The organism is Chitinophaga jiangningensis (assembly GCF_900142605.1).
GTDB lineage: Bacteria > Bacteroidota > Bacteroidia > Chitinophagales > Chitinophagaceae > Chitinophaga > Chitinophaga jiangningensis.
The window spans coordinates 516,326-532,401 of the sequence record NZ_FRBL01000001.1 but is presented as its reverse complement, the minus strand read 5'-3'; the positions used below and the strand labels follow the sequence as shown (position 1 = coordinate 532,401).

Here is a 16,076-nt window from a genome sequence, read left to right as displayed (position 1 = left end):
TCATGCCGAAATTAATTACGAAAATAGACTGGTATATATTACGTAAGCTGATAGGTACCTTCATTTATTCGCTGGCGATCTTCCTCCTGATCTCCGTGGTAATTGATATTACCGAGAAGGTGGATGACTTTATGAGTAATAATCTTTCCCTGCGCCAGATTGTAGTGGATTATTATTTCGGCTTTATCCCGCATATTCTGGCGTTACTGTTTCCGCTGTTTATCTTCCTGTCTGTTATCTTTTTTACCTCTAAAATGGCTTACCGGTCGGAGATTATTGCCATTTTGAGTGCCGGCGTGAGCTTCCGACGTTTCCTGCGCGCCTACTGGATTGGGGCTTTCCTGTTTGGAGGCATCCTCTGGCTCGCCAACTTCTGGGTGGTGCCTAATGCTAACCGCATCCGTACCACATTTGAAAATAAATACCTGCACAGTCACGATAATCAGAACACACAGTTCGACCGCAGCACCCGCATCGACAGCTTTACCTACGTGACCTTCGGAACCTATGATCCTAACTACGGCAATGGCTCTTCCTTTGTGCTGCAGCAGGTAAAAGGGCAGGAGGTGACTTTCAGGATGCGTGCTGACAGGGCTTCCTGGGACAGCACCGCTAAAAAGTGGCGGCTGGACTATGTGACCATCCGCACCATGGATGGGCTGAAGGAAACCTGGCAGAGCAAGCAGGATACCATGCTCAAGATAGCTTTGACACCTAAGGATCTGGTAGAAGAAAAGAATATGCAGGAGGCTATGACCACCCCTGACCTTCGCCGCTATATTCAGCGGGAGGCAATCAGAGGGGCGGAAGGCCTGAATACCTATTGGGTGGAATATTACCGCAGAACAGCTGCTGCTGCGGCAGTGGTGGTGCTCACGCTGATTGGTGGTATCATTGCGGCCAAGAAAGTGAGAGGGGGTAGTGGGTTGCATCTGGCGGTAGGGATTGTGATCAGTGCATCCTATATCATCGCTTTACAGTTTGCGACCGTGTTTTCCGTGAAGGCAGACCTAAATCCCCTGATAGCTGTGTGGATACCGAATTTCATTTTCGGGGGGCTGGCATTTTATTTATATAGGAAAGCGCCTAAGTGATGGGCACAGGATAAAAATAGTTGGAACGGCTCGCGGTTGCGGGCCGTTTTTATTTCCCCGGCATTCATCTCTGCCTTCGGCAGAGATGAATGCCGGGAGCGCCGCGCCAGCGGCGCTCCCGGGCTGGGAATGATTTTGGGGCAGGAATTCCCGAATACTTTGATTCTCCGGGTACACCTGCATAAGAGGAAAATCGTAATAATATTCCAGAAGGGCCGGCGGGCCGGTCCCGGCCCGCGGTAAGAAATTCTGTTGCCGAAGGCAACAGAATTTCTTACCGCAAAAAATACAAAACATCAAATAATCTCACCTTCTATTTTCAATATTTTCAATTCATTCTGAAAAAATTTACAATTTCTTTATCGTTTATGAGTATTATATTTTTTATACTTGTAAGATGCTGATTTCAAGTAATTAAAATTGACTTTTGCCCACCTGAAATCTGGCCGGAATGCACATGATTTTGTTGTTAATTTGCCATTAAAAATCGCTTAAGGGTGGTAACTTCGTTAACAAATCATTACTTTTGACAATTGATCGATTTTGTTTTCATTATATAAACAATAGCAGTAAAATGGGGTACATAAAAGAAAAATTCAAGGTTAAGGCGGATGAATTGAACGCTGAAGTAAAAGACCTGCTGAAGAATCACGGCACCACCAAAATTGAGGATGTCACACTTGCACAGGTATACCAGGGTATGCGCGGTATTACCGGACTGGTTACTGAAACTTCCTTGCTGGACGCTAATGAGGGTATTCGTTTCCGCGGATATTCCATTCCCGAACTGAGAGAGGCATTACCAAAAGCACCGGGTGGCGCGGAGCCACTGCCGGAAGGTTTATTTTACCTGATGCTGATCGGTGAACTGCCAGGTGAAGCAGATGTACAATATATTTCCAGCTTGCTGGGTCGCCGCTCACACGTGCCTAACCACGTTTTCGACGCCATCGAAGCTTTACCTATTTCTACACACCCCATGACCATGTTTACCGTAGGTATCATGGCACTGCAAACTGAATCTGTTTTTGCTAAAGCTTACGCAGAAGGTACCAACAAAAAAGACTATTGGAGCTATGTGTATGAGGATACCTTAAACCTCATCGCACGCCTGCCTCGCATTGCTGCATATATCTACCGTCGTAAATATAAAAATGGTGATCACATTCAGCCAAACGGTATGCTGGACTGGGCTGGTAACTTCGCACATATGCTGGGCTACTCCGACGAAGGTTTCCGTGAGCTGATGCGCCTGTACATGGTGATCCACGCGGATCATGAAGGTGGTAACGTAAGTGCACACACGACACACCTGGTAGGTTCTGCCCTCAGCGATCCTTACCTGGCTTTCGCTGCCGGTATGAACGGTCTGGCTGGTCCGCTGCACGGCCTCGCTAACCAGGAAGTGATCAAATGGATCCTCCAGATGCGTGAAGAGCTGGGTGGTGGTATGCCAACCAAAGAAGAAATTGCTGCTTACGTTCGTAAAACACTTTCCGAAGGTAAAGTAGTACCAGGTTACGGTCACGCCGTACTTCGTAAAACAGATCCACGCTTCACCGCGCAGATGGAATTTGCGAAATCTCACCTGCCAAATGATGAACTGGTAAGAATTGTATGGATGGTTTATGAAACTGTTCCGCCAATCCTGCAGGAACTGGGCAAGGTAAAAAACCCATGGCCTAACGTGGATGCTCACTCCGGTGCACTGCTCGTACATTACGGCCTGGTAGAATATGAATTCTACACCGTGCTGTTCGGTGTGTCACGCGCCCTCGGCGTACTGGCTTCCCTCTGCTGGGATCGCGCCCTCGGCCTGTCACTGGAAAGACCTAAATCCGTGACTACCGAATGGATGAAGCTCTTCGTAAACGGTAAAGTAGAAGCTTCTGCCGAATAACAAAGTGTTATAATTGTTTTTTATAGAAAAAGGCAGGTGGTGAATTTTTACCACTTGCCTTTTTTATTTTTGTAACCTGAACAAATTTGTAACCTATTTCCACATTTACTGCCATATTATCCAATCCGATCGAATACCTGAAAGGGGTAGGCCCGCAACGGGGTGAACTGCTGCGTAAGGAACTTAGTATCCATACCTTCGGCGACCTGCTGCAATACTTTCCCTTCCGGTATGTAGACAAAACGAAATTCGATCTTATCCGCGACGTCAGCGGATTTGATGACTACGTGCAACTACGCGGCCGCATTGTACACATGGAGGTAATAGGAGAAAACCGTGGGAAGAGATTGGTGGCCACCCTGAAAGATGAAACGGGAACGATCGATCTAGTATGGTTCCAGGGCTGGCAATGGATGCAGAAATCTGTTCAGCTAAATACCGGCTACATCGTATACGGCAAGGTATCCACCTTCAACGGTGCCATACAAATTGCCCACCCGGAAATGGACCCTATCACCGAAGTATCCGCCACCGGCAAACAGTTTCTCGAACCGGTATATTACACCACCGAAAAACTGAAAGCCCGCGGACTAACGGCAAAGGCTATAGGAAAACTCACCAAAAACCTGCTGGAACAATTATCCCCGCAGGAAATCAGGGAAAATATTCCCGTTGACATCCTGCAGCAGTACCGGCTGATGCCCCGCTCCCTGGCGCATTACAAAATCCACTGGCCACTGAGTGAAGAGGAGTCACACCAGGCCCAACGACGCCTGAAATTCGAAGAACTATTCATCGCGCAAATACGCATCTGCCGACTAAAAATACGCCGGCAGAAACTTTCCCATGGTTATATATTTGGTGCCGTTGGGGAACACTTCAACGACTTTTACAATAACCATCTGCCCTTCGATCTCACGGGTGCACAAAAACGTGTGCTCAAAGAAATCAGGCAGGACACCATGCATGGCCGCCAGATGAACCGCCTGCTGCAAGGTGATGTAGGCAGTGGTAAGACCATGGTGGCACTGCTCACTGCGCTGCTTGCTATCGACAACGGCTTCCAGGCCTGTCTCATGGCGCCTACGGAAATACTTTCCCAGCAACACTTTAAAGGTATTTCCGAACTGCTGGAAAATATGCCGCTCAACGTGGCACTCCTCACCGGCAGCGTAAAAGGAAAAGCACGCAAACAGGTATTGCAGGGGGCCAAAGATGGCTCCATACAGTTGCTGGTTGGTACCCACGCCCTCCTGGAAAAGGAAGTGGAATTCCAGAACCTCGGCATGGCCATCATCGATGAACAGCACCGCTTCGGCGTAGCACAACGGGCACGCCTGTGGGAAAAAAATAATATCCCACCACATGTGCTCGTTATGACCGCAACGCCTATCCCACGTACGCTCGCCATGACCATCTACGGTGATCTCGACGTTTCCGTGATCGATGAAATGCCGCCAGGCCGCAAACCCATTACCACCGTGCACCGTACCGAATTCCAACGGCCACAGGTAATGGACTTTATCAAGGAAGAAGTGAAAAAAGGCCGTCAGGCTTATATCGTATACCCGCTCATCGAAGACTCTGAAAAGCTGGATTACGAAAACCTGATGAAAGGTTATGAAGAAGTGAAAGCCTTCTTCCCTGAGCCTCAATACTATATCAGTATGGTGCATGGCCGCCAGCCTGCGGACCAGCGCGAAACCAATATGCAACGCTTCGTTACCGGCGATACCAACATCATGGTGGCCACCACCGTGATCGAAGTAGGCGTAAACGTACCCAACGCCTCCGTAATGGTGATCGAAAGCACGGAACGATTCGGCCTCTCCCAGCTGCACCAGCTGCGCGGCCGCGTTGGCCGTGGCGCCGAACAATCATTCTGTATCCTCATGACCGGCAATAAAGTGAGCAAAGACTCCAAAGAACGTATTAACGTGATGGTACAAACGAATAATGGTTTTATCATCTCCGAAAAAGATATGGAACTTCGTGGCCCCGGAGATATCGAAGGTACACGCCAAAGCGGGGTGCTCGACTTCAAACTGGCCGACATCCTGGCCGATAAACCCATCCTGGATGCCGCCCGCAACAGCGCTGAAAAGCTGCTGCAGCAAGATGTTGACCTCGTATTGCCTGAAAATCAGGGACTCAGAGATTTTCTGGCCGCACAGCGAAGTAAAACTGTCTGGAGCAAAATTTCCTGACCGCTTTTAACGTTTATTAATTATCAGCGTCTAACTTTTACGTATATATTTTACGGCAAAACCCTTATGAGTGCGTAAGTTATTGTGTATGATGCCGTAACAATTGGGTTGGCTTGTGCGTTTATAGTAGTATATTAGTTTTTTCAGATAATTAAAAATCTTATCCCGTTGAAATTTACCCTCCCGATCGGATTTGTTGGAACGATTATCGGCTTATTGCTGTTCACCTCCGCTATGGCGCAGCAAACAGCTGGTCTAACTAATTATTCCCCGCTGAACTTCGCGGAGAATAAAGGACAGTGGGATTCGCAGGTGCGCTATAAATCCGACCTGGATGCAGCAGCGGTATTCCTGTTAAAAGATGGTTTCCGGTTCGTACTCCAGCACCCGGAGGACCTGGATAAAGTGGAGGAGTTTATCCACGGACATGTGCACAAATCAGATACGCTGTATGTCAACGACCGTAAATATGTGGGGGATAAAGTAGTAGGCACTATCGACCGTAAAGATCCCTTCCCTACTTCCATGCCTACCGTCAGAAACCACGCCTACACGGTGTCTTTCGTGAACGCTAACCCGAACGTTTTACTGGAACCAGAAAAAAAACAGGAGTTCTATAACAATTACTTCATTGGTGATGACCGCTCCAAATGGGCCTCCCACGTGTCATCCTACCAGGGCGTGAATTACATCTCCATATACAAAAATATTGACGCTCATGTGTACTCAGAAGCCTCCAAACTTAAGTACGACATGATTGTGCACCCAGGCGGAAACCCGGATGAAATCCTGCTCAACTACGACGGAGCCACCGGCATGGAAATCAAAAAAGGTCAGCTGATTATCCACACCACTGTGGGAGATGTTACGGAACAATTACCATATGCCTACCAATATGTAAATGGTGAGCGTGTATCCGTAAAGGTTAGTTACAAACTCAATGGCAATAAAGTTGGTTTTAAAATCAATGGTTCCTACAACAAAGATTATGACCTGATCATTGATCCGGTATATGTTTTTTCCACCGTTTCCGGTTCCCGCTCTGATAACTGGGGCTTTACTGCCACCTATGATGACGATGGTTTCTTTTACGGCGGTGGAATAGTATTTGGCCGCGATTTCCCGGTAACAAACGGGGCATATCAAACTGCCTATGGTGGTGGTGAAATTGACATAGGCATCCAGAAATTCACGCCCAATGGCACCGGCCTCGTATACTGCACATTTATTGGCGGTAGTGGCGCGGAACAGCCCCACTCGCTCTTTGTAAACAGGAATAAACAACTGGTAATTTCGGGGAGAACAAAATCCGGCAATTACCCCATGGATAAGTTAATTGGCAAGCGCGGCGGATGGGATATTGCCGTTTCCATGCTGTCCGCAGATGGCGCTAGTATGGTGGGTTCCCTGGTCATCGGCGGCTCTGCCGATGATGGCGTGAACATGAGAGACCAGCGTGCCGGCGGTGCTACAGGCCTGCTGCGCAACTATGGCGACGATGCCCGTAGTGAAGTAGTGGTAGATGGTGCCGGTTATATTTACGTAGCCAGTTGTACCCGCTCCAGCGATTTTCCTGCTACCGGCGGCGCTTTCCAAACCACCCACGGTGGTGGCCAGGATGGTGTGGTATTGAAAATCAACCCAATATGCCAGGACGTAGTGTGGGCCTCCTACTTAGGAGGTAGAGGCGATGACGCGGCATTTGTGATTGCATTAAACGACCTCCAGTCGCTCTACGTGGCAGGGGGTACCAATAGCGACGATTTTAAAGTAACCGGCTCCGTAGCCGGTCCCACCTTTACCGGTGGCGCCTGCGATGGCTTTATCGCACATCTTTCCAGCGACGGTTCCTCGATTTTACAGGCTACCTATGTGGGTTCTACCGATGGCCAGGCCGATCAGATTTATGGTATCCAGCTGGATAATAACGGTTACGTATATGTGACCGGTACAACAGAAGGCGTATGGCCCATCAAGCAGCCCACCGGCACTGCCACGTTCTTTAACCAGAACTCCGCACAGTTTATCATGAAGTACCAGCCCAATCTGTCCGATATCGTGTATTCAACAACCTTTGGTAAGGCCAGAACTTCTTCCAGGCTGCCTTCTATCAGTCCCACCGCTTTCCTGGTAGACCGTTGCGAAAATGTGTACGTTTCCGGATGGGGTGGTGGTATCAACCCGGCAGAAGGTTATCCTAACTCCGGTACCGGTGGCTTACCACTCAAAAATCCTTTACAGAGCCTGACGGATGGTATGGATTTCTATTTTATTGTGTTACAGAAAGATGTAACCGACATCCTGTTTGGTAGCTACTTTGGTGGCGCCGGTTTATTTGAACACGTAGATGGCGGTACCAGCCGGTTCGACAGAAATGGGATCATCTACCAGGGTATCTGCGCCTGGTGCCAGACTGGTAGCGACTCCCGCCCCCGCTATCCCACTACACCTGGAGCATACAGCAGTACGCCGCCCCGGTCCTGTAACTACGGCGCACTCAAAATTGCATTCAACCTCGACGGGGTGAAAGCAGGTATTAAAACACTGGAAAGAAAAAATAATTACTGCGTACCCGAAACCATTACTTTCATTGATACCACACAGGTATATGTGAACACTTCCTTCTACCGCTGGGACTTTGGCGACGGTAGCCCGGAAGTAACCGGTAATGCACTGGATACGGTGTCCCACGCTTATCCGAATGTGGGTACTTATATAGTTCGACTCATCAAATCCGATGCAAGCACCTGTAATGGAGCAGATACTGCATATATCCAGGTGAAACTGGGAACCAACCGCGCTACGCTGGATCTGGTGGCCAATCGCCTCCCGCCATGCGAATCGTTGCAATATGAGTTCCTGAACAACTCCAACCCCGGCTCCGGCGCATTCAGGGATAGTTCATTTATTTTCAACTATGGCGATGGTCCTGCGGTGTATGTGCTGCAGAATCCGCCTACCTTCCCATTCAAACATACTTATCCTGCACCAGGATTGTATAATGTGTCGCTGATGCTGCGGGATACTAATTTCTGTAATGCTCCTGAAGTACTGAACCTTCCACTGCGTGTAGCCGTAAACGTGAAGGCGCAGTTTGAAATGCCGGATACGGTTTGCGTGGGTGAAACCATCAAGCTGGATAATACATCCCTGGGTGGTCAAACCTTCGTGTGGACATTTGGTGATGATAATTCCCAATCTACCGACGCCTATCCGCTGCATACCTTCAATATTCCGGGCACCTTTGATGTGAAGCTGGTAGCTACGGACCTTACCACCTGTAATGAGAAAGACAGCATTGTACAAAAAGTGCTGGTAGCGCCGCTACCGGTGGCTGATTTTGAATTTTTACCAAATAAAGCCGTGGAAAATACACCGGTCACGTTTACGAATAACAGCACAGGTGCACAGTCTTACCTCTGGAATTTTGGAGATGGCGATACCACTTCGGTAGCTAACCCGGTACATCAGTTTAATACCACCGGAACATTTACCGTTTGTTTAACCGCTTCTAATCCGGAAGGTTGTGCCCACACCACCTGTAAAGATGTGAACGCGATTGTAGTGCCATTATTTGATGTGCCAAATGCATTTTCACCGAACAACGACGGTATCAACGATGTATTTTATATCAAAGCATTTGCGGTGGCAAAATTCAACCTGAAGATCTTTAGTCGCTGGGGACAACTGATATTCGAAACCAACGATTTCAGGCAGGGTTGGGATGGTAAGTTTAAAGGAGAAGTAATGCCTATGGATGCATATGCATACGTAGTGAGTATAGAATTTAACGATGGTACCAAAGGTAACCGTCAGGGTAGTGTAACCTTGTTAAGATGATGACCCATGAAGCAGCTAGTTAAAATCGCGGCAGGCATGTTCCTGTTGTTAACCACCGGATTGAATGGATATTCCCAGGACCTGCATTTCTCGCAGTTCTTCAACTCTCCATTGACCACCAACCCTGCCAACACAGGGTTTATTCCGGATGGCAACTATCGTATCGGGGTGAATTATCGCGACCAGTGGACTTCTATTCCGGTGCCTTATAAAACGATGTCGGTATTTGGCGACTGGCAGTTATTCCGGGACCGCCTGGAGTATGGCTGGGTAGGACTGGGAGGGGTGATCCTCCGAGACGTGGCGGGTGCAGGAAATCTTTCTTCCACCAAAGCCTACGGATCTATTGCGTACCATCAGTTGCTGGGCAACAGCAGTTTGCTTTCCCTCGGTTTCAATGCAGGTACGGCTAATAAACGGGTGGATATTACGAAGCTGGTTTTTGGGGATCAGTGGAATGGTAAATTCTTTGATGCACGCGTACCTACTGCGGAACCTATCAATGCATCCAGCACCAACTACTTTGATTTACAGGTAGGTATGAACTATGCCTACTTCCCAACCGATAATATTTACGTTAATGCCGGTTTTTCCGTGCATCATGTGAATAAACCACGCGAAACCTTTTATGATTCAGATAATATAGTTCCCCGGCGTTACATTGGCTTTTTAAATGCCAGTATCAAGGTGAGCGACATGGTGATCCTCAACCCCGGCGCGTATTACAGTAAGCAGGTAAATACCTCCGAGCTGGCAGTGGGCATGAATGCGGCTTATAACGTATCCGGTGATGGTTCGCAGCAGGCCTACGGTGGTATTTACTACCGCGGTAATGATGCTGTTATCGCCATGGTGGGCTACCAGTTAAGTACGGTGAAGCTGATGTTCAGTTATGATGTTACCACTTCACAACTCTCTGCTGCCAACAGCCGCAGGGGCGCTTATGAAATCGGTATCATCTACACCGGCTTATATCGCAACCGCGCATTTACTGATGCGGTACGATCCACCTTCTGCCCTTCGTTTTAAATTCTCTGCTTATTGATTACTTTTGTTACATGACCACATTGAATAAGGTAACTGCTGCACATATAGCGGCATTACGTGAAATAGCAGGCGACAAAAACGTGCTGGTGGATGAAGAGAGCCTGGACCGCTATGCACAGGACGAAACCGAAGATTTACACTTCCTGCCGGAAGTGGTGGTAAAGCCGGAAACCACAGCGCAGGTGAGCAAAATCATGCAGCTCTGTCAGCAGGAGCTGTTGCCCGTTACTCCGCGTGGTGGCGGTACCGGCCTTAGTGGTGGCGCACTGCCACAATTGGGAGGCGTACTGCTTTCCATGGAACGTTTCAACAAGATTATCGAGATAGACGAAAGAAATCTGCAGGTAACCACCGAACCAGGTGTTATCACAGAAGTGCTGCAGAATACGGTGAAGGAAAAAGGCTTGTTTTACCCGCCGGACCCCAGCAGCAGGGGAACCTGTTTTATAGGTGGTAACATCGCTGAAAATTCAGGTGGCCCTAAAGCGGTGAAATACGGTGTGGTGAAGGATTACGTGTTAAACCTTGAAGTAGTGTTGCCTTCCGGCGAGGTGATCTGGACGGGCGCTAATGTATTGAAGAATTCAACCGGTTATAATCTCACCCAGCTGGTGGTGGGTAGCGAAGGTACTTTGGGCATAGTAACTAAAATTGTGTTGCGCCTGATTCCACTGCCTAAAAACGACCTGCTGATGCTGGTGCCTTTCCGCTCTGCGGAGAGCGCCTGTGCCGCGGTGAGCGCGATTTTCAGGGCGGGCTATACGCCAAGTGCCATGGAATTTATGGAGCGGGACGCATTGCTATGGGTAACCCAATTTGTGGATTCCTCAACGGTGAAGATTGAAGACGATATCCAGGCACATTTGCTCATTGAAGTAGATGGTAATTATCCCGAAGTGCTGATGCAGGAAATGGAAGGCATTGCCGGTATTGTAGAAGGATATGATATCGGGGAGATATTATTTGCGGAGGACTCCACCCAAAAGGATGAGCTCTGGAAGCTGCGTAGGAGAGTGGCAGAAGCAGTAAAGGCTAATTCTGTTTATAAAGAGGAAGATACGGTGGTACCGCGGGCGGAATTACCCGTATTGCTCAAGGGAGTCAAGGATATAGGGGCGAAATACGGATTCCACTCTGTATGCTATGGCCATGCCGGTGATGGTAATCTGCACGTCAACATCATTCGTGGTACCCTTACGGAGGAGCAGTGGAATGGCACCCTTACCGAAGGTATCCGCGAAATCTTCCAGCTGGTGAAGGAACTGAAAGGCACTATTTCCGGTGAACACGGTATTGGGCTGGTACAGAAGAATTACCTCGATATTGTGTTTGACGATACTTCCCTTCGTATAATGAGGCAAATAAAACAGATATTTGATCCCAATAACATCCTCAACAGAGGAAAAATATTTGACTGTTAAATACCGATTTATGAAGAAACTGCTTTTGGGTTTGTTTTTAATGGCCGGCATACAGTCGGTGAATGCCCAGTATTATCAGACTGACCCCACTCGCCGCCAGGCGCCTAACCAGGCTCCTGCCCCTGCCCAGCAGAAAGGATTTGACCCCAACCGCCTGATCGTAGGTGGTGCTATCGGTGCGGTATTTGGCGATTATACGAATGTGAATATAAGTCCGCTCGTGGGTTACCGGTTCAATGATTACATCGCGGCCGGTGCCAATATCAACGCCCAGTATGGGCAGATTCGCTATCGTGATTTTTACGATGTAACTACCGAGCGTGATACCTATACCATCTTTGGTGGTGGCGTATGGGGCCGCGTATATCCTATCCCACAGCTGTTTTTACATGTGCAGCCGGAATATAACGGTGTGTCAGAAAAAACTACCGTTTACGATGTGCCTAACATCGGGGATAAATACACTTACAAATCCAACTACGGCGTACCTAGTTTGCTCCTCGGCGCCGGTTATACACAAGGCGTAGGCGGCAGGGTAGGCATCAGCTTCTCCGTGCTGTACGATGTACTCCAGGACGACCGTTCTCCTTACAATAATCAACTGATATACAGAGCAGGCGTAGGCCTGGGCTTCTGATAAAAGCATATTTCCATCCGGAAAGGGTTAGATTAACCCTGTGTTAAATGTTTATAAAGGCTAAACTTTATTTTAGTATGAATGCTACCTTTGTACGGTAATTATAAATTTAGCCAGATGGGAATACAGTTAGCTGTTTTTGACATTGCAGGCACCACCCTGCATGATGAGTCCAACGTTGCGCTGGTGCTGCAACAGGCGGTAAAAACTGCCGGAGTGGATGTTACTGTTGACGAAGTAAACGAAGTAATGGGATACGCCAAACCTTTCGCTATCCGCTATCTGCTGCGTACAAAGCAGCATCCGCGTTATAACGATGACGCCTATATCCTGGAACTGCATGAACTGTTTGTGAACAATATGAAATCGCACTATGCCACCAACCCGGCTGTCCGTGAAAAGGAAGGGGTGTCGGAAGTATTTGCGGCACTGAAGCAAAAAGGTATTAAAATCGCGCTGGACACAGGCTTCGACAGGGATATTACCAACGTGATCCTGCAGCGCACCGGCTGGCAGGAAAACGGCCTGATAGATGCGGTGGCCACCAGCGATGAAGTGCCGCATGGCCGCCCTTATCCGTTCATGATTTACCGCATCATGGAGCAGCTGGAAATCGCCAGCATAGCGCAGGTAGCTAAAATCGGTGATACTACTTCCGACCTGGAAGAGGGCACCAACGCCGGATGCGCCGTAGTGGCGGGTGTTACCACCGGTGCCTATACCCGCGAGGAGCTGGCCAAAGGCCCGCATACCCACCTGATCGCACAACTCGACGAATTACTCCACATCATCTAAAAATATTTTCACCACCATGCAACAGCAACAGGCGGAGGTAGCCGTTATCGGCGCAGGTATTGTAGGCCTGGCAATGGCTTACAAACTGTCAAAACAAGGCAGAAAGGTAGTATTATTTGAAAGGAACAGTAAGGCTATCAGCGCTTCCATACGTAATTTCGGACTGGTATGGCCCATCGGCCAAACCGCCGGTAAAATGTACAACCGCGCCATGAGCAGCCGGGAAACATGGCTGGAGCTGGCCGCTGCCACCGGTTTACAATGTCAGCCAACAGGATCATTGCATCTTGCATACAACCAGGATGAACTGGCTGTGCTGGAAGAATTTACTGGCAACGCCGCAGCCAATGGCTATGAATGTGCATTAATATCTCCCAAAAATATAACTGACTACTCCCAGGCAGTAAAGCAGGAAGGCCTGCTGGGGGCCATGTGGAGTAACACGGAAATGACCGTAAACCCACGACTGGCCAGCGCCTCCATCGCCAAATACCTGGAAGAGGTGATGAAGGTAACGGTGCGTTTCGGCACTGCCGTAAATGGCATCCATATGCCTTATATTGAAACAAAGGACGAGAAATGGAAGGTGGACCAGGTGTACGTATGTAGTGGTGCCGACTTTGAAACCCTTTACCCTGCTGAGTTTTCAAAATCATACCTTACCAAGTGCAAACTCCAGATGATGCGTACCGTACCGCAACCGGGCAACTGGCAGCTGGGCCCCGCACTCTGTGCCGGCCTTACTTTGCTGCACTATTCCGCCTTTAACAGCTGTACTACGCTGGAGGCTGTACGTAAACGTGCGGAAGCAGAAATGCCGGAATATATGAAATGGGGCATCCACCTGCTGATCTCTCAAAATGGGGCCGGAGAGCTTACCATCGGGGATTCCCACGAGTATGGCCCCGACTTTGAACCCTTCGATAAAGCCTTTATCAATGAGCTTATCCTCCGATACATGCACACGTTCCTGCAGGCACCTGATTTCACCATCCAGGAGCAGTGGCATGGTATTTACCCCAAACTGAAAAATGGCAATACTGACCTGATTTTCGCACCGGAAAAGGATGTGACCATCGTTAATGGCCTCGGAGGCGCCGGCATGACGCTGTCGTTCGGTCTTGCAGAAGAAATTGTAGCTGGCCGCTACCAATAGCACCGTGAACAATTATAACATGCCCTGCGGTGTGTGCTGCTTGCACACTGTAGGGCATTCCCATTTCTATCCTTAGTGTATATACGTAAAACTAAAATTAGGTTATTGCCTAAATATGCAATAATTTAAGCCCCTATTAACCGTTATGAAAATTAGCCAGCTTCGCAACGTTTCTGCAGCATAGTATGAAGAGCTTTGCTGCACGTTCATAACGTGTTAAATGGAAAGCAGGTTTCTTTTGAGTTACCTGCTTTTTTTATGCAGGTGTTTTTACATCTTATGTTCTAATAATCGCGATGACCTTCGGTCATCGCGATTATTGGAAGTTTGCCCTTCGCCGGACGCGAAGGGCAAACCCCCGGTAGTGAGAAAGGCCGCTGGCCCTCCTCACAACCGGGAGTTTCTCTCGCACCGAAGGTGCGAGAGAAACTCCCGGCCAGTAAACAAAACAAGGTTCTTTCCCGCAAAAAAATCCTAAATTGAGCCTTAGCATAAATGACAAAGCATGAATGATAGATTAAAGAATTTAAAAGAAAGGGATTGGACAGAAACCAGAGCTCATTCAAGTTGGCAAATCTTCAAAATCATGGCGGAATTCGTCGATGGTTTTGAATCACTCGCAAAAATTGGCCCCTGCATATCTATATTTGGTTCCGCACGTACAAAGCCTGGAAACCGCTACTACGACCTCTCTGAGGAAATAGCCTTCCGCCTCGCTGAGGAAGGTTTCGGGATCATTACCGGCGGAGGCCCCGGCGTGATGGAAGCGGCCAACAAAGGCGCACAGCGTGCCGGCGGAAAGTCAGTAGGCGCCAATATTACACTGCCACACGAGCAATATCCGAATCCATACCTCGATAACGACAAACGACTCAACTTCGATTACTTCTTCGTAAGAAAAGTGATGTTCACCAAATACTCACAGGGCTTTGTAATGATGCCTGGTGGATTTGGTACAATGGATGAATTTTTTGAAGTGGCTACCCTCATCCAGACCAAAAAAATGGAAGAAACGCCAATGGTGCTGGTGGGTCGCGAATACTGGAGCGGGTTGCTGGAGTGGATCCGCACCACCATGATGGAAAAAGAAAGCAATATCAACCCGGCTGACCTCGATTTGCTGCAGCTGTTTGATACTGCCGATGAAGTGGTGGAGTACTTCCGGGTATTCTATACCACCAACAAACTCAGACCAAACTTCTGATAAAACAGGCCATAATTGCTTATTTAAGCGCCACAGTTACGCATAAACTGCTATACTGTGGCGTTTACTATTTAACAGGCAGGTGTTCAAAGCTTAGCGGTTTTCTTTAGCTTTGCAGAAATTTTATATATGGAGCTGATACCGGTAGCTGTGGAGCAATTTTCAGAAAAATATACGACCCCTGAAAGTGAATTATTATACAAACTGCACAGGGAAACATATCTGAAAGTAGAGCAGCCGCACATGCTCAGCGGCCATGTACAGGGTCAATTACTGAGCATGGTCAGTCATATGATACGCCCCATGCGTATCCTTGAACTGGGAACCTATACCGGTTACTCCGCCATCTGTCTCGCACAGGGCTTGCAGCCGGGAGGTATTTTGCATACGGTAGATGTAAATGAAGAATTGGAAACACTTTGTCGTAAATACTGGGAAGCCACCGGGAACGCTGACCGGATTAAAATGCATATCGGAAAAGCAGCGGCAGTAATCGACTCGCTGGACGAGGTATTTGACCTGGTATTTATTGACGCTGATAAAGCAGGATATGAACATTATTACGACCAGGTATGGGATAAACTCCGGCCCGGTGGTTTTATCCTCGCTGATAATGTGTTGTATCACGGCCAGGTGCTGCTGCCTGAAAATGAACGGGGCAGCCAGGCTAAAGCAATGGTGCGGTTCTGTGAAAAAGTACTCGCAGATGACAGGGCCGAACAAGTATTATTAACTATCCGTGATGGTGTGTTGTTGATCAGGAAGAAGTAAGCAT

The 16,076-nt window shown here is 48.4% G+C and carries 11 protein-coding genes; all 11 read left to right on the top strand.

Going from position 1 to position 16,076, the window contains the following annotated elements:
• The first annotated feature begins 2 nt into the window (after positions 1–2).
• The 11 genes from BUB18_RS02135 (at position 3) to BUB18_RS02080 (ending at position 16,072) form a co-directional block, all read left to right on the top strand.
• On the top strand, positions 3–1,094 hold the full coding sequence (locus tag BUB18_RS02135; RefSeq protein WP_073077539.1) for an LptF/LptG family permease: 1,092 nt from the start codon (positions 3–5) through the stop codon (positions 1,092–1,094).
• Positions 1,095–1,668: 574 nt separating this feature from the next.
• Entirely contained in the window at positions 1,669–2,994 is a 1,326-nt protein-coding gene (locus BUB18_RS02125; RefSeq protein ID WP_073077535.1) for a citrate (Si)-synthase, eukaryotic, read from the top strand.
• A 95-nt stretch (positions 2,995–3,089) separates the two neighbouring features.
• Positions 3,090–5,201 (top strand): ATP-dependent DNA helicase RecG, encoded by a 2,112-nt coding sequence (gene recG / locus BUB18_RS02120; RefSeq protein WP_083549249.1) that lies wholly within the window; start codon positions 3,090–3,092, stop codon positions 5,199–5,201.
• A 168-nt stretch (positions 5,202–5,369) separates the two neighbouring features.
• On the top strand, positions 5,370–9,041 hold the full coding sequence (locus tag BUB18_RS02115; RefSeq protein ID WP_083549247.1) for a T9SS type B sorting domain-containing protein: 3,672 nt from the start codon (positions 5,370–5,372) through the stop codon (positions 9,039–9,041).
• A gap of 6 nt (positions 9,042–9,047) precedes the next feature.
• Complete coding sequence (locus BUB18_RS02110) at positions 9,048–10,070, top strand: PorP/SprF family type IX secretion system membrane protein (protein ID WP_073077531.1); 1,023 nt, start codon at positions 9,048–9,050, stop codon at positions 10,068–10,070.
• Positions 10,071–10,099: 29 nt separating this feature from the next.
• A complete protein-coding gene (locus tag BUB18_RS02105; protein WP_073077529.1) occupies positions 10,100–11,509 on the top strand; it encodes an FAD-binding oxidoreductase in 1,410 nt (469 codons plus the stop codon).
• Positions 11,510–11,519: 10 nt separating this feature from the next.
• Positions 11,520–12,146, top strand: coding sequence for a hypothetical protein (locus BUB18_RS02100; protein WP_073077528.1), 627 nt, complete (start codon positions 11,520–11,522; stop codon positions 12,144–12,146).
• A gap of 117 nt (positions 12,147–12,263) precedes the next feature.
• Positions 12,264–12,941 (top strand): HAD hydrolase-like protein, encoded by a 678-nt coding sequence (locus BUB18_RS02095; RefSeq protein WP_073078394.1) that lies wholly within the window; start codon positions 12,264–12,266, stop codon positions 12,939–12,941.
• Between the two features lie 16 nt (positions 12,942–12,957).
• Positions 12,958–14,097: a TIGR03364 family FAD-dependent oxidoreductase gene (locus tag BUB18_RS02090; RefSeq protein ID WP_073077526.1), complete on the top strand. Its 1,140-nt coding sequence runs from the start codon at positions 12,958–12,960 to the stop codon at positions 14,095–14,097.
• A 586-nt stretch (positions 14,098–14,683) separates the two neighbouring features.
• Positions 14,684–15,301, top strand: a complete 618-nt coding sequence (locus BUB18_RS02085) for an LOG family protein (protein ID WP_245805602.1) — start codon at positions 14,684–14,686, stop codon at positions 15,299–15,301.
• 129 nt (positions 15,302–15,430) lie between these two features.
• Complete coding sequence (locus BUB18_RS02080; protein WP_073077513.1) at positions 15,431–16,072, top strand: O-methyltransferase; 642 nt, start codon at positions 15,431–15,433, stop codon at positions 16,070–16,072.
• Positions 16,073–16,076 lie beyond the last annotated feature (4 nt).

What these genes read in the sequence shown, in the direction of transcription:
- BUB18_RS02085 (WP_245805602.1), top strand. Translation starts at nt 14,684, where the DNA reads ATGGCGGAATTCGTCGATGGTTTTGAATCACTCGCAAAAATTGGCCCC.
- BUB18_RS02105 (WP_073077529.1), top strand. Translation starts at nt 10,100, where the DNA reads ATGACCACATTGAATAAGGTAACTGCTGCACATATAGCGGCATTACGT.
- BUB18_RS02100 (WP_073077528.1), top strand. Translation starts at nt 11,520, where the DNA reads ATGAAGAAACTGCTTTTGGGTTTGTTTTTAATGGCCGGCATACAGTCG.
- BUB18_RS02110 (WP_073077531.1), top strand. Translation starts at nt 9,048, where the DNA reads ATGAAGCAGCTAGTTAAAATCGCGGCAGGCATGTTCCTGTTGTTAACC.
- BUB18_RS02090 (WP_073077526.1), top strand. Translation starts at nt 12,958, where the DNA reads ATGCAACAGCAACAGGCGGAGGTAGCCGTTATCGGCGCAGGTATTGTA.
- BUB18_RS02125 (WP_073077535.1), top strand. Translation starts at nt 1,669, where the DNA reads ATGGGGTACATAAAAGAAAAATTCAAGGTTAAGGCGGATGAATTGAAC.
- BUB18_RS02095 (WP_073078394.1), top strand. Translation starts at nt 12,264, where the DNA reads ATGGGAATACAGTTAGCTGTTTTTGACATTGCAGGCACCACCCTGCAT.
- BUB18_RS02080 (WP_073077513.1), top strand. Translation starts at nt 15,431, where the DNA reads ATGGAGCTGATACCGGTAGCTGTGGAGCAATTTTCAGAAAAATATACG.
- BUB18_RS02135 (WP_073077539.1), top strand. Translation starts at nt 3, where the DNA reads ATGCCGAAATTAATTACGAAAATAGACTGGTATATATTACGTAAGCTG.